Genomic DNA, 18,555 nt, shown 5'->3' on the forward strand with positions numbered 1-18,555 from the left:
CTCGCTGACGTCCCCCACGTCCTGCGTCGACTTCCTTCCCAGCACAAGCGCCCGTCCGGGCGCCGCTGGCGTCTGTCTGCCTGAAGCATCCGAGATCATCCCCATGGCCCGCGCCGCCCAGTCCGCTCCACCCGTTGCGATCTCTCCGCTCACGCCCGTGCCGATCGGCACTCGCCGCGGCCACTCGCAACCGTTGGATCTCCCAGAACTGGTGCAGCGCGTGCTGTTCGTCGCCACCGAGATGGCCGACTTCATCAAGGCCGGCGGACTGGGCGATGTGGCCGCGGCGTTGCCGCGTGCGGTGCGCGGTGCATGTGATTCGCGCGTGCTGCTGCCCGGCTACCCGGAGGTTCTGCAGCGCCTGCCACAGCTGCGACCGGTGGGGCGGGTCAGCGCCCGAGCCGGGTTGCCCGCGTGCACGATCGGCATGGCGGTGCAGGCCGACGGCCTTCCTATCTACGTGCTGCTGTCGCCTGGGCTGTACGAGCGCGAGGGCTCGCCCTACGTGGATGGGCAGGGACAGGAGTGGAAAGACAACGCGGTCCGCTTCGCCACGCTTTCGCATGCGGCTGCGGAGATTGCGGCCGGGCGCGCCGGGCTGGACTGGGCGCCGCAGCTGCTGCACCTGAATGACTGGCCGGTGGCCATGGCTGCCGCCTACGTACGCTGGGACCGGACAGCCGTGCCGACCCTGCTGACCATCCACAACCTGGCCTATCAGGGGCTGTTTCCCTACGCGCTTGCGCCGGTGCTGGGCGTGCCGGCCGAACACCTGGATGAACTGCACTTCCACGGGCAGATGTCGTTCCTGCAGGGCGGCATCACCAATGCCACGCGGCTGAACACGGTCAGCCTGCGCTACGCGCAGCAGATCACCGCCCCGGATGACGGCTGCGGGCTGCATGACCTGTTGGCGCGCCGGGCGGCCGGCGGACACCTGAGTGGCATCGTCAACGGCATCGACGCCAGCTGGGATCCACGCCGCGACATCCACCTCAAGGCCCATTTCGGCATCGGCGAATGGACCGGGCGCGCCACCAACGCGCATGCGGTGCGCAAGGCGTTCGGGCTGGCGCCGTCGACCGGCCCGCTGTTCGCGGTGGTCTCCCGCCTGGTGCACCAGAAAGGCCTGGACATCACCTGCGACGTGGCACCGCAGATCGTGGCTGCCGGCGGCCAGCTGGTCATCATCGGCGGCGGCGAGCCGCAGGTGGAAGCGCAGGTGCAGGCGCTGGCCCGGCGCTACCCCGGACGGGTGGGCGCATTCATCGGCTTCGAAGAGGCGCTGGCCCGCCAGATGTTTGCCGGCGCCGACTTCCTGCTGATGCCTTCACGCTTCGAACCCTGCGGGCTGAGCCAGATGTACGCGCAGCGCTTCGGCTGCCTGCCCATCGCACACGCGACCGGCGGGCTGGTGGATACCGTCGAGGATGGCGTGACCGGATTCCTGTTCCACGGCGCCAATGCCGATGGCCTGCGCCGCTGCGTGGAACGGGCGATGCGCACCTTCCGCCTGCCCGGCCTGCTGCAGGCCATGCGCCGCGCCGCCATGCTGCGGCCGGGTGGCTGGGATGCGGCCGGTCGCGCGTATCTGGCCCTGTACCAGCAGACCTGCCAGGTGGCCGCATGAGCCACGACAGCCTGCATCTGGCCGCCCTGGAGGATGAAGCGATCACGGAGACGGGATTGGATCAGCGTATCGCCCCGGCGCTGCAGGACCTCGTCCACGCGCGCCCGGCCGATGCATTCGCCTGGTTGGGCCCGCATCGCCAGCCAGAAGGCGGGCGCCAGCTGCGCGTGCTGGTGCCGCATGCGCAGCGCGTCGAGGTGATTGCAGACGATGGGCGGCGCTGGAACCTGTCCCCTGGCCCGTTGCCCGGCCTGTTCGAGGGCGCGGCCGGTGACGCGGCGATACCGCTGCTTGCCCTGCATTTCGAACAGGGCGTGGAGCAGGTGCACGATGCCTATGCGTTCGGTCCACTGTTGGACGAAGCCCTGCTGCAGCGCTTCCATGCCGGTGATGCCGATGCGGCGCGGCAGCTGGGTGCGGTGCCGATGCAGGTGCAGGGCATTGCGGGCGTGCGCTTCGCGGTGTGGGCGCCCAATGCCCAGCGGGTCGCCGTGGTTGGCGATTTCAACGGGTGGGACGGCCGACGCCATCCGATGCGGCTGCGTCACACCGCCGGCGTGTGGGAGCTGTTCCTGCCGGGCGTGCAGGCCGGCGCCCGCTACAAATTCCGCATCGTCGGCGCCGACGGCCGGGTGATGCCCGACAAGTTCGATCCGATGGCGCGCTGGGCCGAGCTGCCACCGGCGACCGCATCGCGGGTGCCTTCGGCTGGGCAAATGGAGTGGCACGATGATGCTTGGTTGGCGGCCCGCCGCCTGGCCGGAACCTGCGCGCCGCTGTCGATCTACGAAGTGCATGCGGGTTCCTGGCAGCGCAGCGACGATGGTGCGCCGCTGGACTGGGATGCCCTGGCCGACCGTTTGATTCCGTACGTGGCCGGTCTTGGCTTCACCCATATCGAGCTGTTGCCGGTGAGCGAGCATCCCTTCGGCGGTTCCTGGGGCTATCAGCCGCTGGGGATCTACGCGCCGACGGCACGCCATGGCACGCCACAGGCCTTCGCACGCTTCGTGGACCGCTGTCACCAGGCCGGCGTGGGAGTGATCGTGGACTGGGTGAGCGCGCACTTCCCCAACGATGCGCATGGCCTGGCCGGGTTCGATGGCACCGCGCTGTACGAGCATGCCGACCCGCGCGAAGGGGTGCACGCCGACTGGGACACGCTGATCTACAACTACGGCCGCAACGAAGTGGCCGCCTACCTGATCGGCAGTGCGTTGGAGTGGGTGGAGCGCTTCCATGTCGACGGTCTGCGCGTGGACGCCGTAGCGTCGATGCTGTACCGGGATTACAGCCGTGCCGAGGGGGAGTGGGTACCCAACGAGCAGGGCGGGCGCGAGAACCTGCAGGCGGTCGCTTTCCTGCGGCGGATGAACCAGACGCTGCGGGAGCGCTTCCCGGACGTGCTGGTGATCGCCGAGGAATCCACCGCGTGGCCGGGGGTGACAGCGCCGGTGGAGGAGGGCGGGCTTGGCTTCACCCACAAGTGGAACATGGGCTGGATGCACGACACCCTGCAGTACCTGGGGCGCGATCCGGTCCATCGTTCGCATCACCACAGCCAGATCAGCTTCGGCCTGGTCTACGCCTTCTCCGAACGGTTCGTGCTGCCGCTGTCCCACGACGAGGTGGTGCATGGCAAGGGCGCGCTGCTGGCCAAGATGGCGGGCGAGCCGGCACAGCGGCTGGCCCAGCTGCGCGCGTATTACGGCTTCATGTGGGCGCACCCGGGCAGCAAACTGCTGTTCATGGGCGGCGAGTTCGGCCAGGGCCATGAGTGGTCGCACGATGCGGCACTGGACTGGGCACGGGCGGCCAGCAACGAGGGCCAGGGCCTGTCGCGCCTGGTGGGCGACCTCAATAACGTGCTCCGCGCCGAACCTGCGTTGCATCGCGACGAACGCGACGAACGCGGCTTCGACTGGAGCGTGGCGGACGACAGTCGCAACAGCGTCTACGCCTTCATCCGCCGGGATCCTGCCGGCAGCGGCCGCACCCTGCTGGTGGTGAGCAACTTCACCCCGCTGCGTCGCGACGGCTACCGGGTCGGGGTGCCGCAACCGGGGCGCTGGAGCGAACGGCTCAACACCGACAGCGCGCATTACGGTGGCGGCAATGCGGGAAACCTCGGCGCAGTGCATACCGAGCCGAGGCCGATGCACGGCCACGCGCAGTCGCTGCGGCTCACGCTGCCGCCGCTGTCCACGCTCTACCTGCAGGTTGATGCATGACCACAGTGGCCCCGCGCCTGGGCGCTTGGCCGGTGGCCGGTGACGGGGTGGAGTTCCGCGTGTGGGCACCGGGCGCAAGGACGATGGCGCTGTGCCTGCAAGGCACCCAGCGGCCGATGCAGCGCGACCCGGACGGCTGCCACTGGCTGCGAATACCGGCATCGCATGGCGACCGCTACCGGTTCCGCCTGCCTTCTGGCCAGGACGTGCCCGACCCGGCCTCGCGCTGGCAGCCGGACGGCATCGACGGCGACAGCGCGGTGGTGCTGGATACGGAGGCAGCGCGGCCTGCCTGGCAGGGGCATGCCTGGCAGGACCTGGTGATCTATGAGGTGCATATCGAGGCCGGGGGCGGCTTCGCGGCGTTGACCGCGCAGCTGCCGATGCTGGCCGCGCTGGGCATCACCGCCATTGAACTGATGCCGGTCGCGCAGTTTCCCGGGCAGCGCAACTGGGGCTACGACGGCGTGTTCCCGTATGCGCCGGCCCATGCCTATGGCGGGCCGGCAGCGCTGAGGGCCTTCATCGAGGCGGCGCACGATGCAGGGCTGTCGGTGCTGCTGGATGTGGTCTACAACCACTTCGGACCCCAGGGCAACCACCTGCGCGACTACGCGCGCGGGTTCTTCCGTGACGACCGCAGCACGCCGTGGGGCGAGGCCATCGACTTCCGCCAGCCCTGGGTGCAGCGCTTTTTCATCGACAACGCGCTGATGTGGTTGCGCGACTACGGCTTCGATGGCCTGCGCCTGGACGCGGTGCACGCCATTGACGATGACCGTTTCCTGCAGCAGCTGGCCGATGAGGTACGTGCGGTGGCCCCGCACGCGCACCTGGTGCTGGAGAACGAACGCAACCAGGCGCGGTGGCTGCGCGGCGCCTACCAGGGGCAGTGGAACGATGACTTCCACAATGCGCTGCACGTGATGCTGACCGGCGAGCAGGAAGGCTATTACGCGGCCTATGCCGGTCGCGCCGAAGCACTGCTGGCGCGCTGCCTGGCCGAAGGATTCGCCTGGCAGGGTGAACCGGACCTGCGCGGCAATCCCCGCGGCGAACCCAGCGCCGACCTGTCGCCCGCGCGTTTTGTGGTATTCGCGCAGAACCATGACCAGGTGGGCAACCGCGCTTTCGGCGAGCGCCTGTCGATGCTGACCGATCCTGCGCCGCTGCGCGCGGCGCTGGCGCTGACCCTGCTGACGCCGATGATCCCGCTGCTGTTCATGGGCGAGCCGTGGCAGGCGCAATCGCCCTTCCTGTTCTTCACCGACTACGCGCCGCCGCTGGACGAGGCGGTGCGTGAAGGGCGTCGACGTGAGTTCGCTGGTTTCAGCGCCTTTGCCGACGCCGCCGCGCGCGCGCGTATTCCGGACCCGAACGATGCGGCGACCCTGCAGGCGTCGTACACGCCGCCGCCCGGCGATGATCCCTGGTCGCAGCACTGGCTGCGCTGCTCGGGTGAATTCCTCGGCCTGCGCAGGCGCTATCTGCAGCCGGGCCTGCTGCAGGCGCGGTCGCTGGGCGCGCGCGTGCTTGGCCAAGGCGCGGTGCAGGCGGGCTGGCAGTTGCCATCGGGCCAATGGTGGATCGCGATCAACGTGGGCCCTGTGCCGGTGGAGCATGCGGTGCCGGCCGGCGAGTACGTCGTGGGGCCGGACGCTGCCGGGATGCTGCCGGCAGGCGGCGGCGTGCTGGCCTGCTGGGTCGCCGCATGAATACGGATGCAGCGGTGCGGGAGACGGCCCGCCGTGCGGGCCTGCTGGTCCGCTGGACCGACGTGGCCGGTGCCGCGCGCGAGGTCGCGCCGGACGTGCTGCGCGCCGTGCTGGAGGGGCTGCAGTGCGAGGCGGTGCCCGAGCACGCTGGCCTGCGCACGGCCTGCTGCGGACAGCTGCTGGTGATGCCGGAGGCAGCCGGCGCAGCGTGCTGGGTGGATGAGCAGGGCGCAGCGTTGCCCGCCCGTGCCGATGCGCAGGGCCGCTGGCGCGTGCCGGACCAGCCGGGTTACTGGCAGTGGCGCCGGGGCGACCAGCAACAGGCGGTTGCGGTGGCTCCACAGCGTGCCTGGTGGCCGCGGGGCACGCTGCGCGGCTGGGGCCTGTCGGCGCAGGTCTACAGCCTGCGCGCGCCCGGTGATGCCGGCATCGGTGACAGTGCCGGCTGTGCACGATGGAGCGAGCTGCTGCACCGGCACGGCGGCGACGCACTGGCGTTGAGCCCGCTGCACGCAGGCATGCCACCGGGCCCAGGCTACAGCCCCTATTCGCCCAGCGACCGGCGCTGGCTCGACCCGCTGCAGGTCTCCCTGCCGCAGGTATTGCCCGATGCCGCCAACAGCGTGCTGGGCGGGGACGAGGCGCTGGCGGCGGCGGTGGAAGCGGGAACTGCCGCACGTCGCATTGACTGGCCGCACTCGGCGGCAGTGAAGTGGCGCTGGATACGGCAGGTTCGCCAATGGATTGCAGCGCAGGCACCGTCGCAGCACGCACAGATCGAAACCTGGCGTGCCATGCAGGGCGATCCGCTACGGCACTATTGCCAGCATGCCGCCGACCGGTTCACCGGCAGCGCGGACGACCACGCGTTTGCGCAGTGGTTGGCACAGCAGGGCTGGGCGCAGGTACACGCCACGCTGCGCGACGAGGGCGCTTCGATCGGGTTGATTGCCGACCTGGCCGTGGGCTGCGCGCCGCAGGGCGTGGAGGCACGCACCGGGGGGGCTGATCTGCTGCAGGGACTTGAGCTGGGTGCGCCGCCGGACGCGTTCAATCCGCTCGGCCAGGCCTGGGGCATCACCAGCTGGTCACCGATGGCGTTGCTGCGCGAGGGCTTCGCCCCCTACCTTCGCGTGCTGCGCGCCGTGATGTCCGGCCGCGGCGGGCTTCGCATCGATCACATCCTGGGCCTGCTGCGGCTGTGGGTGTTGCCCCGTGGCGCGGACGCCGGGCAGGGCGTGTACCTGCGCTATCCGTTCGATGATCTGATCAACCTGCTGGTGCTGGAGTCCTGGCGGCATCGCTGCGTGCTGATCGGCGAAGACCTGGGCGTGGTTCCGCCGGGCATGCGCCAGCGGCTGGCAGCCCGGGGCATTCTGGGCATCGAGGTGCTGCCGTTTGCCCGCAACGGCGCGCGCTTCCTGCCGGCGCCGCAGTGGCGCCGCGATGCAGTGGCCATGCCCTCCACCCATGACCTGCCACCGCTGGCCGGTTGGCTGCGCGGGCGTGACCTGCGCTGGCGCGCACGCCTGGGTGAGCTGGCGGATCTGCCAGCGGCACTGCGCGCGCGTGCCAGCGACGCGCAGGCACTGTCTGCGGTGGTTGGCGGCGAGGGCGCGCCGCTGGACGCCAGGGCGTTGTCTCTGGTCGCCCACGCGGCGTCCCGGCTGGCGTTGCTGCCGCTGGAAGACGCGCTGGGCGGTCGCGCACAGGTGAACCTGCCAGGCACCGTCGGCGGCCATCCCAACTGGCGCCGCCGCCTGCCGCCGACGTGGGATGCTGACTCGGCCGATGCGCGCGTGGCGCGCCTGAGTGCCACGCGCCGCAGGGCCGGGCAATGACGGGGTTGCGTGCCACCGCGCGCCTGCAGCTGCACGCAGGCTTCGACCTCGGGGCGGCTGCCGCGCAGGTGCCGTACTACGCCGCGCTGGGCGTCAGCCACCTTTACCTGTCACCGATCGCTGCGGCGGTGCCCGGGTCGACGCATGGCTACGATGGCATCGACCCGGCTCGCATCAATCCGGAACTGGGCGGTGAAGCGGGCTTCCGGCAGCTGGCGGAAGTGACGCGCGCGCACGGCATGGGCCTGATCCTGGACATCGTGCCCAACCATCTGGCGGCGTCCCCGCACAGCCAGTGGTGGAGCGATGTGCTGATGCACGGGCCTCGAAGCCCGCACGCAGCTTGGTTTGACATCGAGTGGGAGGCGCCGGGCTGCGAGGGCCGGCTCTGGCTGCCGGTACTGGACCGGCCGTTGCACGACGCGGTACGCGACGGCGTGGTGCGCGTGGTGGTGGACAACGCGCGGCCCGTGCTGCGCCACCATGGCCTGGCATTGCCGTTGTCGCCGCGCAGCCATCCGCTGGAACCCGCGCAGTGGCCGGCGTGGGCCGAACGCTGCAACCGCAGCGTTGAACGGTTGCACACGCTGCTGCAGCGGCAGCACTACCGTCTGGCCTGGTGGCGCACGGCCGGCGATCAGGTGAACTACCGGCGCTTTTTCGATATCAACGAACTGGCCGCGCTGCGGGTGGAGCGCGAGGATGTGTTCGAGGCAGTGCATGCGCTGCCGCTGCGGCTGGTACGCGAGGGATGGGTGGACGGCCTGCGCATCGACCACGTGGATGGCCTGTCCTGCCCGGGCGCGTACCTGCAGCGCCTGCGTGAATCGCTCGACGCCGCCTGCGCGGCCGGCGGTCGTGACCCGCAGACCGTCAGCCTGCATGTGGAGAAGATACTGGCCGAGGGCGAGCAGCTGCCCGACGGCTGGGCCTGCGACGGCACCACCGGCTATGACTTCATGGACCAGGCCGGTGCCTGGTTGCACGATCCGGCGGCTGCACCCGCGCTCTCGCGCACGTGGCAGGCGCTGGGCGGTGACCCGCGCAGCTTCGACCGGATCCAGCAGGACGCCCGCGCCATGTTGCTGCGCCAGGGCCTTCATGCCGACTTCCAGCGGCTGCTGCGCAGCGCGCAGCAGGTCCTGCAGCCGCGGCTGGCCGAAGCCGATATCGGAGTGGCTGCGCTGGCCCGCGCATTGGCTTCCGTGCTGGGGCATTACCGCACCTACCGGCCCTATTCGCTGCAGGGGGCGGGTGAACGAAAGGCGCTGGCGGACGCTTCCGCCGCAGCGCGCCAGGCACTGGACGGTGCCGCACGCGCGGCGCTGGACCTGTTGCTGGCAGCGCTTGCCGGCGAGGCGCAGGCCGAGCGCGTGCTGCGTGCGCGTTTCGGTCAACTGGCCGCGCCGTTGAATGCCAAGTCGGTGGAAGACACCGGGTTCTATCGCTATTTCAGGCTGCTCTCGCGCAACGACGTCGGCAGTGATCCGCAGCGGCTGGGCATGGAGGGGCGCGCGCTGCTGGAACACGCCGCCGCGCGCCTGCGTCGCCATCCCAGGGCGTTGCTTGCGCTTGCGACCCACGATCACAAGCGCGGCGCCGACAGCCGGGCACGGCTGGCGGTTCTCAGTACCTGCACGTTCGAATGGCGGGACGCTGTGCGGCGCTGGAACCGGATGTTGACCCGCGCCGGCGCGCCGATGCCATTGCCGGGTGCCGAGGCCTACGCACTGTGGCAGGCGCTCGTGGCCGCATGGCCGATGCACGGTGCCCCTGGCGCCGACTTCGCCTCGAGGATGGTGCAATGGCTGACCAAGGCATTGCGCGAGGGCAAGCGGGTCAGCAGCTGGTCAGACCCGGATGTGGCCGTGGAGGAGGCCGCCGCGCAGTGGCTGCACGCGCTGCTGGACGCAGCGCCCTTGCAGCCGGTGCGCGAGGCGCTGGCGACGTTCGTGGCGCGCATCGCGCCGGCCGGCGCCTGCAACGGCCTGGCGCAGCTGTGCCTGCAGCACTGCCTGCCCGGCGTGCCCGACCTCTACCAGGGCGGCGAAGGCTGGGACCTGAGCCTGGTGGACCCGGACAACCGGCGTGCCGTGGACTATCCAGCGCGGCAGGCGTGGCTGCGCGATACGCGCGGGTGGCCCGCGCTGCTGGAAGACTGGCGGGACGGTGGCATCAAGGCATTCCTGCTGCGGCAATTGCTGGAGTGCCGCCGCAGGCACCCGCACCTGTTCCTGCATGGCCAGTTGCAGCCGCTGTCCGCGCCTGCGCGCTCGCCGTGGCTGGCGTTCACGCGCAGGCATCAGGCGCAGGTGCTGCTGGTGATCGTGCGGCGGGGTTCGCCCGCCGCCGTGCCTGGGCCCAGCCTGCACGCCGCGCACGACGTCGGCACCGGTGTAGCACTGCACGGTCTGCCGACAGGCCCCATGCGCAACCTCCTGGACGGGCGCATCGAACATTTCAACGCAACCGCGGACGTGGGCAGGCTTCTGGCTGGCAGCCCGCTGGCGATATGGATCAACGAGGAGACAGGTAGGGATGGACAGCAGGGAACGACGGCAGCGGATTGAGGCATTGGCCCACCAGATCTGGGAAGCGGAGGGGCGCCCGGACGACCAGCAGCAGCGGCACTGGCACATGGCCGAGCGCCTGGTGGAGGCCGAGATTGCCGCGGCGCGCGGCGAGGAGGGCACCGATGGCCAGCCGTAAGTGGACGCAGACCTCGCGCGTGCGCGAAGGCCGGCCGTTCCCGCTGGGCGCGACGTGGGACGGGCTGGGCGTGAACTTTGCGCTGTACTCGCGGCATGCCACCCGGGTGGAGCTGTGCCTGTTCGATGCGCGCAACCGTGAAGTCGAGCGCATCGTCCTGCCTGAGTACACCAACGAGATCTGGCACGGCTACCTGCCGGACGTGCGGCCCGGGCAACGTTATGGCTATCGGGTGCACGGCCCGTATGCGCCGGAGGAGGGGCATCGCTTCAATCCCAACAAACTGTTGCTGGACCCCTACGCCAAGCAGATCGTCGGCGAGCTGAAGTGGGCGCCGCACCTGTTCGGCTACACCCTGGGCCACCGCGATGGCGATCTCAGTTTCGACCGCCGCGACAGCGCCAGCTACATGCCACGCTGCGCGGTGATCGATCCGGCCTTCAGCTGGGGTGTCGAACGTGCACCCGCAACGCCCTGGGACCGGACCGTGATCTACGAAGCGCACGTGCGCGGACTGACCATGCAGCACCCCGATGTCCCGCAGGCCGAGCGCGGCACCTTCTCTGCCCTGCGCCACGACGCGGTGGTCGACCACCTCAGCCATCTGGGGGTGACCGCCATCGAGCTGCTGCCGGTGCATGCCTACGTGGATGACCAGCAGCTGCTCGAGCGCGGGCTGCGCAACTACTGGGGGTACAACACCATCGGCTTCTTCGCGCCGCAGCCACGCTACCTGTCGCTGGGCACCGTGGCCGAGTTCAAGCAGATGGTCGCGCGGCTGCACAGTGCCGGCATCGAAGTGATCCTGGACGTGGTCTACAACCACACCGCCGAAGGCAATGAGCTGGGCCCTACGCTGTCCTTCAAGGGCATCGACAATGCCAGCTACTACCGCCTGGCCGATGATCGCCGCTATTACATCAACGATACCGGCACCGGCAACACGTTCGACCTGACCAATGCCGGCGCGCTGCGCATGGTGATGGACTCGCTGCGCTACTGGGTGACCGAGATGCGGGTGGATGGGTTCCGTTTCGACCTGGCCACCATCCTTGGCCGCGAGCGGCATGGCTTCGATGCCTCGGGCAGTTTCCTTGATGCGGTACGCCAGGACCCGATCCTGAGCCAGGTGAAGCTGATTGCCGAGCCATGGGACATCGGCCCGGGCGGCTATCAACTGGGCCAGTTCCCGCCGGGCTGGGCGGAATGGAACGACCGCTTCCGCGATACGGTGCGCGCGCTCTGGCGCGGCGATGGCGGCCAGTTGCCGGAATTCGCCACGCGCTTCACCGGCTCGGCCGACCTGTTCGAAAATCATGGCAGGCGGCCCTCGGCCAGCATCAACCTGGTGACGGCGCACGATGGGTTCACCCTGCACGATCTGGTGAGCTACAACGATCGCCACAACGAGGCCAACGGCGAAGACAACCGCGATGGCCACTCGCACAACCTCTCCAGCAACCACGGTGTGGAGGGCGACACCGATGATGCGGCGATCCTCTCGTTGCGTGCGCGGCAGATGCGCAACCTGCTGGCCACGCTGCTGTTCGCGCAGGGCACGCCGATGCTGCTGGCCGGCGATGAGTTCGGCCATTCGCAGCAGGGCAACAACAACGCCTACTGCCAGGACAACCCGCTGAGCTGGATCGACTGGGAGCGTGCGGCATCGCCGGCTGCACAGGCGCAGGTGGCGTTCGTCCGCCGGGCGCTGTCGCTGCGCCGACGCTATGGCCTGCTGCGCAGGAACCGGTTCCTGCGCGGCGAATACGATGAAGCGCTGGGCCTGCGCGATATCGACTGGCGGCATCCTGACGGCCGCAGCATGGAGGAAGCGGACTGGCATGACGCAGGGCTGCGTGCGCTGCTGATCGTGCTGGACGGCCGCAGCCCGGACAGCGGCCTGCGCGAGCCCGGGCGGCATGTCAGCCTGGCCCTGCTGTTGAACGCCGGAGACCAGCCGCAGCGGTTCAGTGTGTCGGATGAAGCCTTGTCGTTCCGGCGCGTACTCCTGCAGACCGACGAAACGCCGTTGGAGCCGGATGAAGCAGGTGCCTGGACCCTGCCGCCGCGCAGCCTGTGCCTGCTTGCGGCCAGCAGCAGCGCCTGACGGCAGCGCGCGTACAGGCGGTGCTGCGATGACTGGCCAGCGCCGGGCCTTTGCCCGGCGCACCGCAGTCAGCCCATCAGGTAGCGCAGCAGCCCGGCCGAGGCCACGCCGATCAGCACCGTCGGCAGCATCGACAGCCGCGTGGCGGCCAGCAGGGTGATCGCCAGCGCGGCCAGGTCGGCGGGCTTGTCGGCGACGAAATCCGGAGCGATCACCGAGATCAGCACGCAGCCCGGCGCGGCTTCCATCACCGTCACCGCGCGCTTGCCCAGCGTGCGGTTGCGCAGCGCGAGGAAGCCGACGATGCGGGTCAGGTAGGTGGCGGCGGCCATCAGCACGATGGTCAGCACCGAGGACCAGTGGATCAGGCCGTTGAAGATCATGCTGCGTCCTCCGCCAGCAGCCAGGCGGCGGCCAGGCCGGCCAATGCGCCGCTGGCCACGTACCACGCACCCGGGATCAGCAGATAGGTGGCGGCGGCCACGACCAGGCTGACCAGCCACGGGCGCGCGGCCTTCATGCCCTGCCACATGCCGCGCAGCAGCACCAGGAACACGGCGGGGAAGGCCATGTCGAAGCCGTAGGCGTGGATGTCGCCCAGCAGCGGCCCGACGATCGCACCCAGCGCGGTGCAGGCCACCCAGACGGTGTAGAGGCCCGCGGAGACGCCCAGGTAATAGGCCAGGCTGAAGCCGAGCGCACGGCGGCGCGCATCGGCCACGCCCATCGCCCAGCTTTCGTCGCACATGAAGAACAGGGCCGGCAGCACCCGGCGGCGCGGCAGGTGCTGCAGCAGTGGGGCCAGGCTGGCGCCCATCAGCAGATGGCGGCTGTTGACCAGTGCGGTGATCGCCACGATCAGTGCGATGTGCGGTGGCGAGGTCCACAGTTCGACGGCGGCGAACTCCGAGCCGCCAGCGAAGTTGAGGCCCGTCATCAGTGGCACTTCCAGTACGCTCAGGCCTTTCTGGGCGGCCTGCGCGCCGAGCACCAGGGCGAAGGGAATGAAACCGATCATCACCGGCACGGCGGCGCGCAGGCCGCGCAGGAATTCGGCACGCGGCGCGGTATCGCAGGTGTCGGGCAGGGGGAGGGTGGTACGGGCGTCCATGGAACGGAACAACGAGGTGGGGGTGGCCCATGCTAGCGGTCCGATCGCGAAATCGGGTTGCGTTGATGCCACTGGATTCTGGATGATTGATATTTCATGCGGCCAGAAGTGACAAGGGCGAAATCCCATGCAGTATCAGCTCGACAACCTCGATCGGCGTATCCTCGACGCCCTGCAGCGCGACGGCCGCCTGCAGAACCTGGAGCTTGCCCGGCTGGTCGGGCTGTCGCCGTCGGCCTGCCTGCGTCGGGTGCGGCTGCTGGAGGAAGGCGGCTACATCGACCGCTACGTGGCCTTGTTGAACGAGGCCAAGGTGGGCCGTGGCTTCACGGTATTCGTCCGCGTGTGGCTGCGCGGGCAGGACGAGGACACCACCAATCACTTCATCAACAGCATCAAGTCTTTCCCGGAAGTGCTTGAATGCCATCTGATGGCCGGTGACTGCGATTTCCTGCTGCGGGTGGCGGTGGCCGACCTTGATGCCTACCGGCAGTTCCAGATGCAGCACCTGAACCGGATCGCCGGGGTGCAGAACACCAAGACCGAGATTCCGATGCAGCGGATCAAGCAGACGACCCGGCTGCCGCTGTGAAGGGCGGGGGTTTCCGCCCGGGTGGCGCCCGGCACCCGCAGGTAGTGCCGGCCGCTGGCCGGCAACCCCAGAAGCAACAGCCGAAGCAACAGCGTGCATTCCGTTGGATGGCGGGGTGGGTCCGGTTGCAGGGGACGCCGTAAACCCTTCCATGGGGGCTTGGCCGCGGCATCCATGCCGCGGACACCCCTGCAACCAGACCCACCCCGCCTTCGACAGTTCCCCGCAATCTGCCGCAACGGCATGAACTGCTCTTGGTGGGTGTCGACCTTGGTCGACACGTTTGGGCCGGCACGGGGTCGGATCCCGTTGCTGCGCAACGGGCTCTGACCCCAAGCGTGGATGAGGTGGTCTGTTCGATTTATTGATTCCTGATGGGTGACTGGCTTCACGTCGGCTGTAGGCGGCGGTCATCGCAATGACATGTGGCCCCGCTACGGTTTGAGCCCGCTTGCGGGTCGCGCGCGGGCCGGGGTGCTGGTCCTGGTGCGCGTCCACTGCAGCTGCTGTCGCTGCCGAGGGTCATGTGTTCTACGTCAGGGGGCTGAATGGACACCATGCGGTCAGAACTTGGAAGGTGGCCATCGTCGCGTGGCTGCTGCTGTCCTCTGCCGCTGCCGGGCAGGACGGAGTTCATGCCTACGACATCCCTGCGCAACCGCTGGAACAGGCGGTCGAGCGCTTCAGCGTCATCAGTGGGTGGTCGGTGATGTACCCGGGCGACCTGGCCGCGGGCCGCAGCAGCCATGCGCTGCGCGCCAGCCTGGAGCCGCTGCCTGCCTTGCAGGTGCTGTTGCAGGACTCCGGCATCGAGGTCGAGGTGATCGGCGCGCAGCGCGTGGTGCTGCGCCGGGGCACGTCCTCGGCCGCCGAACCCGGTGTTGGCGCCGAACTTCCCGAGGCCGAACGTCGGCGTCGCTATGGCGGGCTGCAGCAGCGGCTGCGTGCGGCGTTCTGTGACGACCCGGAGATCGCGCCCGGCCGCTACGCCGCGACGCTGCGCTTCCGCATCGACGGCGCGGGCCGGGTGAGCGAGCCCGAGCTGCTGTCCGGCAGTGGTAGTGCCCGCCGCGATGCACGCCTGCTGCAGGCGCTGCAGGGCCTGGTGCTGGCGACCGAGGCCGCCGCGCTGGCGCAGCCGGTGACCCTGCAGATCCGTCCTTCCGGCACCGACCACGACTGTGGCGGGCGCGCGCCCCTTCCATGACTTCAAGGATTCGAACATGAGCAACGGTACGGCTGGCGCAGTTGACCTGATGGACCACCTTCTGGGGGCCTACGACGAGCTGAAGCGCCGGTTGGTGCGCAAGCTGGGATCGGAGGAACTGGCCGGTGACGCGCTGCAGGACACCTGGATGCGCCTGAGCGCGCGCCGTGACCGCCTGGACGCCGTGCAGAACCCTGCGGCCTACCTGCTGCGCATGGCGATGAATACCGTGATCGACCGCCAACGTGCCGACCATCGCCTGCTGAGCCTGGAAGAGGTGGAGACGCTGATGGACATGGCCGACCCGGCACCGGGGCCGGCGCAGGCGGCCGAACTGGACTTCGCGCTGGAGGACATGGTGGGCCTGCTGCAGCGCATGCCCGAGCGGCGTCGCCGCATCCTGCTGGCAATCCGCGTCGATGGCCTGCAGCAGCGTGACGTCGCCGATCACCTCGGCGTGTCGCTGCGGCTGGTGCAGCGTGAGCTGAAGGCGGCCCAGGACTACCTGGCCGAGCGCAGCGGGCAGGGGCGCCAGGTGCGGTTCTGAGCGGCGGCATCCGTCTACACTTTGACGCCGAGCAGAACCCCGCAGCGTGCGGGTGCGGCATGAGCCCCCATGGATCCTGACGATCACCCGCAACGCCCGCTGGATGCCGTCGAGCGCCAGGCGCACGCGTGGGTGGTGCGGCTGACCTCGGGCGAGGCTACCGCGGCCGACGGGCGCAGCTTCCGCGCGTGGTGCGAGGCTGATCCCCGTCATCGCGAAGCATTCGGCCGTGCGCGCCGGCAATGGGAGCAGGTACGCCTGGCCGGCGAGCAGCTGCCTGCCGCCGCACGCCAACCGGTCGCGCCGACGCCGACCCAGCGCTGGAGCCGGCGTGCCTTCCTGGGCGCCGCGATTGCCGCCCCGGCCAGCCTGGCAGTGGTGGCGGCGATCCGTCCGCCGCTGGGGCTGTGGCCCTCGGTGACGGCGATGACGGCCGATTTCCACACCGGTACCGGTGAACGGCTGCAGATCGCACCTTCGCCACAGCTGAAGATCGAGCTGGACACGCAGAGCAGCCTGCGCCGCCGTGCGGACACGGAGGGCGAAGGCTTCGAGCTGGTGCAGGGCCAGGCCGCGATCGAGACCCGGGCCGGCCTGCGCCTGGCCCTGTTCGCAGGGGCGGGCTGCGTGATTGCCGATGAAGGGGCGGTGCGCCTGGACGTGCGCAACACCCACGGCCAGGTACGGGTGACCTGCCTGCAGGGCAGCGCCCGGATCGAGCACCCGCAGGGCCGCCTGCAGCTGCAGGCGGGCCAGCAGACCCGGTACGACGAGCGCCTCAGTGGCGTGGTGGCCGAAGCCGTGGCCTCGGAAGTGAGTGCCTGGACCGAAGGCATGCTGGTGTTCCGCCGGGCGCCGCTGCGCGAGGTGGTGGAGGAGATCAACCGCTACCGCCGCGGCAAGGTGCTGCTGGGTGAATCGGCATTGGCGCGCGCCCCGGTCAGCGGCCGCTTCCGCATCGATGATCCGGATGCGGCGCTGGAGCAGCTGCGACTGACGATGTCGCTGGATCTGCGTCGCTTTCCAGGTGGCATTGCCGTCCTTGGTTAGGTGAAGACGCTGGACGTGCGCGCCGCGCAGGGCTGTTGCAAGCAAGGAGACGCCAAGGATGCGCAACGAGACCATCGGTGTGCTGGATCTGCGCCGCAATCTGTCGGCGTTGCTGGAAACCACCCAGCGACGGCCGTTGATGGTGCACCGCTACGGCTCGCCATGGGTATGCGTGGTATCGGACGCACAGTGGCAGCAACAGGCCGTGCTGCTGGACTTCGATCCGCAGTCGCACCCGCTGGCGATGCTGTTGCGCCTGCAGCAGCAGGTGCTGCCGCTGGCTGAAACCGGTGTGTTGCCGCCTGCGGCGCTGGCACGCGCACTGCTGCTGATGGACATGCATGGCATCAGGGATCTCGCGCAGCTGCACGAGCAGGTGCTGCACCACCGGCTGTGGCACTGGTTCGTGGCGGGCACCCGCGGGGTGATGGACGGCTGGCAGCTGCCCGCGGTGCGCATTGCGATGGCGTTGTGGTGCGATGACGTGGACATGACAGACGCGCTGGTCGCGTTCGCGGCGCGCAGCGACGTGGCGGTACTGGCCCGCCGCTGCGGGGGTGACGCACCGCGCCTGCAGCGCGAAGCCTGCAGGCGGATGACGCTGCGATGACGTTGCCGATGAAGCACCACCCAGCGCACAGAGCGGCATTCGCGCTGTCGCTTCACCTGCCTTGCTGACGTCTTCTCCAGAGTACGACGCACCACGCGTCGCGGAGCACGGGCGACGAAGATGGCAGACAGTCGCAGGATCAGCATGCTGGAGCTGGATCGCCACCTGAGCCGGTCACTGGAGCAGGCGCGGCACACGCCCTTGAATGTGCAACGCTACGGACACTCGTGGGTCTGGGTGCTGTCCAGTGATGCCTGGGCCGATGCCGCGCGCTGGGCGGCACTGGACAGCAGCGCGCATCCATTGGCGGCGCTGCGGCACGCCCTTGATCTGCAGCTGCGGCCGTGGTCCGAAGCAGCCATGAACGCGCTGCCGCTTGACGCAGGCGATGCGCGGCTGCTGCAACGTGCGGCCCTGCTGGTGGTCGTGCGTGACCTCAACAGTGCGCAGCGCGTGTACGACGATCTGCGCTATCACCAGGCCTACCGCACGTTCATCGGCCTCGACCATGGCACCGCGTGGTCGCCGATGCAGTGCGTGCGCCTGTTGCAGGCGTGCGCGCTTCCGCTGCTGCGCGGCTGCATCGACGAAACGCTGTCCAGTGTGCCGCCACACCTGCTCGAGGCGGCACGCGTACCGGCTGCGCCGGCGCCCGCCCAGGCACATGCGCAGCGAATTGCCGGCGGATGTTTATCGTACTGACACATGCACCGCTGACCATGGCGCAGCGGTCTCTTCCAGGATGACGAGGGCGGAACAATGGCAAGGCAGGTGGGTGGTCGCAGGGCTCGGCAGCAGGGTTTCAGCCTGATCGAGATCATGGTGGTGGTGGTGATCATCGGCATTCTCGCGGCATTGATCGTGCCGCGCTTGATGGACCGTCCCGACCAGGCGCGCGTGGTGGCAGCGCGCCAGGACATCGCGGCGCTGATGCAGGCGCTGAAGTTGTTCAAGCTGGACAATGGTCGCTATCCCAGCGCCGAGCAGGGCCTGCAGGCGCTGGTGAAGCCGCCGCAGGGCAGTGGCGCGATGCCGGTCACGCCCTATCTGGATCGCCTGCCGAACGACCCGTGGGGCCATCCGTACCAATATCAGGTGCCTGGCACACATGGCGACATCGATGTGTTCTCGCTGGGTGCGGACAGCAAGCTCGGTGGCGACGCCGGGAACGCGGACATCGGCTCGTGGCAGCTGTGAGGCAGGCC

The 18,555-nt window shown here is 69.4% G+C and carries 16 protein-coding genes; 14 read left to right on the top strand and 2 right to left on the bottom strand.

The window, feature by feature from the left end:
* The first annotated feature begins 103 nt into the window (after positions 1 to 103).
* From glgA to glgX, 7 genes are read left to right on the top strand one after another with little or no spacing between them, the layout of a single operon-like run.
* On the top strand, positions 104 to 1,630 hold the full coding sequence (gene glgA, locus E5790_RS18960) for a glycogen synthase GlgA (protein ID WP_111205427.1): 1,527 nt from the start codon (positions 104 to 106) through the stop codon (positions 1,628 to 1,630).
* Positions 1,627 to 3,861 (top strand): 1,4-alpha-glucan branching enzyme, encoded by a 2,235-nt coding sequence (locus tag E5790_RS18965; RefSeq protein ID WP_049439459.1) that lies wholly within the window; start codon positions 1,627 to 1,629, stop codon positions 3,859 to 3,861. Before glgA ends, E5790_RS18965 begins: the two co-directional genes overlap by 4 nt.
* Positions 3,858 to 5,576, top strand: a complete 1,719-nt coding sequence (treZ, locus tag E5790_RS18970) for a malto-oligosyltrehalose trehalohydrolase (RefSeq protein WP_111205428.1) — start codon at positions 3,858 to 3,860, stop codon at positions 5,574 to 5,576. Before E5790_RS18965 ends, treZ begins: the two co-directional genes overlap by 4 nt.
* On the top strand, positions 5,573 to 7,417 hold the full coding sequence (locus E5790_RS18975) for a 4-alpha-glucanotransferase (RefSeq protein ID WP_111205429.1): 1,845 nt from the start codon (positions 5,573 to 5,575) through the stop codon (positions 7,415 to 7,417). The genes treZ and E5790_RS18975 overlap by 4 nt, the downstream gene beginning before the upstream one ends.
* On the top strand, positions 7,414 to 9,987 hold the full coding sequence (gene treY / locus E5790_RS18980) for a malto-oligosyltrehalose synthase (protein ID WP_111205430.1): 2,574 nt from the start codon (positions 7,414 to 7,416) through the stop codon (positions 9,985 to 9,987). Before E5790_RS18975 ends, treY begins: the two co-directional genes overlap by 4 nt.
* A complete protein-coding gene (locus E5790_RS18985; protein WP_014647380.1) occupies positions 9,956 to 10,126 on the top strand; it encodes a DUF2934 domain-containing protein in 171 nt (56 codons plus the stop codon). The genes treY and E5790_RS18985 overlap by 32 nt, the downstream gene beginning before the upstream one ends.
* Positions 10,113 to 12,233, top strand: coding sequence for a glycogen debranching protein GlgX (gene glgX, locus E5790_RS18990; protein ID WP_111205431.1), 2,121 nt, complete (start codon positions 10,113 to 10,115; stop codon positions 12,231 to 12,233). The genes E5790_RS18985 and glgX overlap by 14 nt, the downstream gene beginning before the upstream one ends.
* Before the next feature lie 68 nt (positions 12,234 to 12,301).
* On the opposite strand, the gene E5790_RS18995 is transcribed toward glgX, so the two are convergent.
* Together E5790_RS18995 and E5790_RS19000 are read right to left on the bottom strand one after the other, a co-directional pair.
* Positions 12,302 to 12,616: an AzlD family protein gene (locus E5790_RS18995; RefSeq protein ID WP_014647378.1), complete on the bottom strand. Its 315-nt coding sequence runs from the start codon at positions 12,614 to 12,616 to the stop codon at positions 12,302 to 12,304.
* Complete coding sequence (locus E5790_RS19000; RefSeq protein WP_046430980.1) at positions 12,613 to 13,344, bottom strand: AzlC family ABC transporter permease; 732 nt, start codon at positions 13,342 to 13,344, stop codon at positions 12,613 to 12,615. The genes E5790_RS18995 and E5790_RS19000 overlap by 4 nt, the downstream gene beginning before the upstream one ends.
* 127 nt (positions 13,345 to 13,471) lie before the next feature.
* Between E5790_RS19000 and E5790_RS19005 the strand changes: the two genes are divergently transcribed.
* The 7 genes from E5790_RS19005 (at position 13,472) to gspG (ending at position 18,547) form a co-directional block, all read left to right on the top strand.
* Positions 13,472 to 13,936 carry an Lrp/AsnC family transcriptional regulator gene (locus E5790_RS19005; protein ID WP_111205433.1) on the top strand — a complete coding sequence of 155 codons (465 nt, stop codon included), beginning with the start codon at positions 13,472 to 13,474 and terminating at the stop codon, positions 13,934 to 13,936.
* Positions 13,937 to 14,462: 526 nt separating this feature from the next.
* Positions 14,463 to 15,143 (top strand): TonB-dependent receptor, encoded by a 681-nt coding sequence (locus tag E5790_RS19010; RefSeq protein WP_046430979.1) that lies wholly within the window; start codon positions 14,463 to 14,465, stop codon positions 15,141 to 15,143.
* A gap of 16 nt (positions 15,144 to 15,159) precedes the next feature.
* Complete coding sequence (locus tag E5790_RS19015) at positions 15,160 to 15,690, top strand: sigma-70 family RNA polymerase sigma factor (RefSeq protein WP_032961748.1); 531 nt, start codon at positions 15,160 to 15,162, stop codon at positions 15,688 to 15,690.
* A 69-nt stretch (positions 15,691 to 15,759) separates the two neighbouring features.
* A complete protein-coding gene (locus tag E5790_RS19020; protein ID WP_111206989.1) occupies positions 15,760 to 16,740 on the top strand; it encodes a DUF4880 domain-containing protein in 981 nt (326 codons plus the stop codon).
* A gap of 58 nt (positions 16,741 to 16,798) precedes the next feature.
* Entirely contained in the window at positions 16,799 to 17,350 is a 552-nt protein-coding gene (locus E5790_RS19025) for a hypothetical protein (RefSeq protein ID WP_111206990.1), read from the top strand.
* Positions 17,351 to 17,470: 120 nt separating this feature from the next.
* Complete coding sequence (locus E5790_RS19030) at positions 17,471 to 18,052, top strand: hypothetical protein (protein WP_111206991.1); 582 nt, start codon at positions 17,471 to 17,473, stop codon at positions 18,050 to 18,052.
* 57 nt (positions 18,053 to 18,109) lie between these two features.
* Complete coding sequence (gene gspG, locus E5790_RS19035) at positions 18,110 to 18,547, top strand: type II secretion system major pseudopilin GspG (protein ID WP_111206992.1); 438 nt, start codon at positions 18,110 to 18,112, stop codon at positions 18,545 to 18,547.
* The last annotated feature ends 8 nt before the right edge of the window (positions 18,548 to 18,555 follow it).

The sequence above is a fragment of the Stenotrophomonas sp. PAMC25021 genome, assembly GCF_004795795.1.
GTDB lineage: Bacteria > Pseudomonadota > Gammaproteobacteria > Xanthomonadales > Xanthomonadaceae > Stenotrophomonas > Stenotrophomonas muris.

Bases quoted from the DNA above. Each gene is read 5' to 3' on its own strand.
- E5790_RS18965 (WP_049439459.1), top strand. From the start codon at position 1,627: ATGAGCCACGACAGCCTGCATCTGGCCGCCCTGGAGGATGAAGCGATC.
- E5790_RS18975 (WP_111205429.1), top strand. From the start codon at position 5,573: ATGAATACGGATGCAGCGGTGCGGGAGACGGCCCGCCGTGCGGGCCTG.
- E5790_RS19000 (WP_046430980.1), bottom strand. From the start codon at position 13,344: ATGGACGCCCGTACCACCCTCCCCCTGCCCGACACCTGCGATACCGCG.
- E5790_RS19020 (WP_111206989.1), top strand. From the start codon at position 15,760: ATGGATCCTGACGATCACCCGCAACGCCCGCTGGATGCCGTCGAGCGC.
- E5790_RS19015 (WP_032961748.1), top strand. From the start codon at position 15,160: ATGAGCAACGGTACGGCTGGCGCAGTTGACCTGATGGACCACCTTCTG.
- glgX (WP_111205431.1), top strand. From the start codon at position 10,113: ATGGCCAGCCGTAAGTGGACGCAGACCTCGCGCGTGCGCGAAGGCCGG.
- E5790_RS19025 (WP_111206990.1), top strand. From the start codon at position 16,799: ATGCGCAACGAGACCATCGGTGTGCTGGATCTGCGCCGCAATCTGTCG.
- treY (WP_111205430.1), top strand. From the start codon at position 7,414: ATGACGGGGTTGCGTGCCACCGCGCGCCTGCAGCTGCACGCAGGCTTC.
- E5790_RS19005 (WP_111205433.1), top strand. From the start codon at position 13,472: ATGCAGTATCAGCTCGACAACCTCGATCGGCGTATCCTCGACGCCCTG.
- E5790_RS18985 (WP_014647380.1), top strand. From the start codon at position 9,956: ATGGACAGCAGGGAACGACGGCAGCGGATTGAGGCATTGGCCCACCAG.
- gspG (WP_111206992.1), top strand. From the start codon at position 18,110: ATGGCAAGGCAGGTGGGTGGTCGCAGGGCTCGGCAGCAGGGTTTCAGC.
- glgA (WP_111205427.1), top strand. From the start codon at position 104: ATGGCCCGCGCCGCCCAGTCCGCTCCACCCGTTGCGATCTCTCCGCTC.
- treZ (WP_111205428.1), top strand. From the start codon at position 3,858: ATGACCACAGTGGCCCCGCGCCTGGGCGCTTGGCCGGTGGCCGGTGAC.
- E5790_RS19030 (WP_111206991.1), top strand. From the start codon at position 17,471: ATGGCAGACAGTCGCAGGATCAGCATGCTGGAGCTGGATCGCCACCTG.
- E5790_RS18995 (WP_014647378.1), bottom strand. From the start codon at position 12,616: ATGATCTTCAACGGCCTGATCCACTGGTCCTCGGTGCTGACCATCGTG.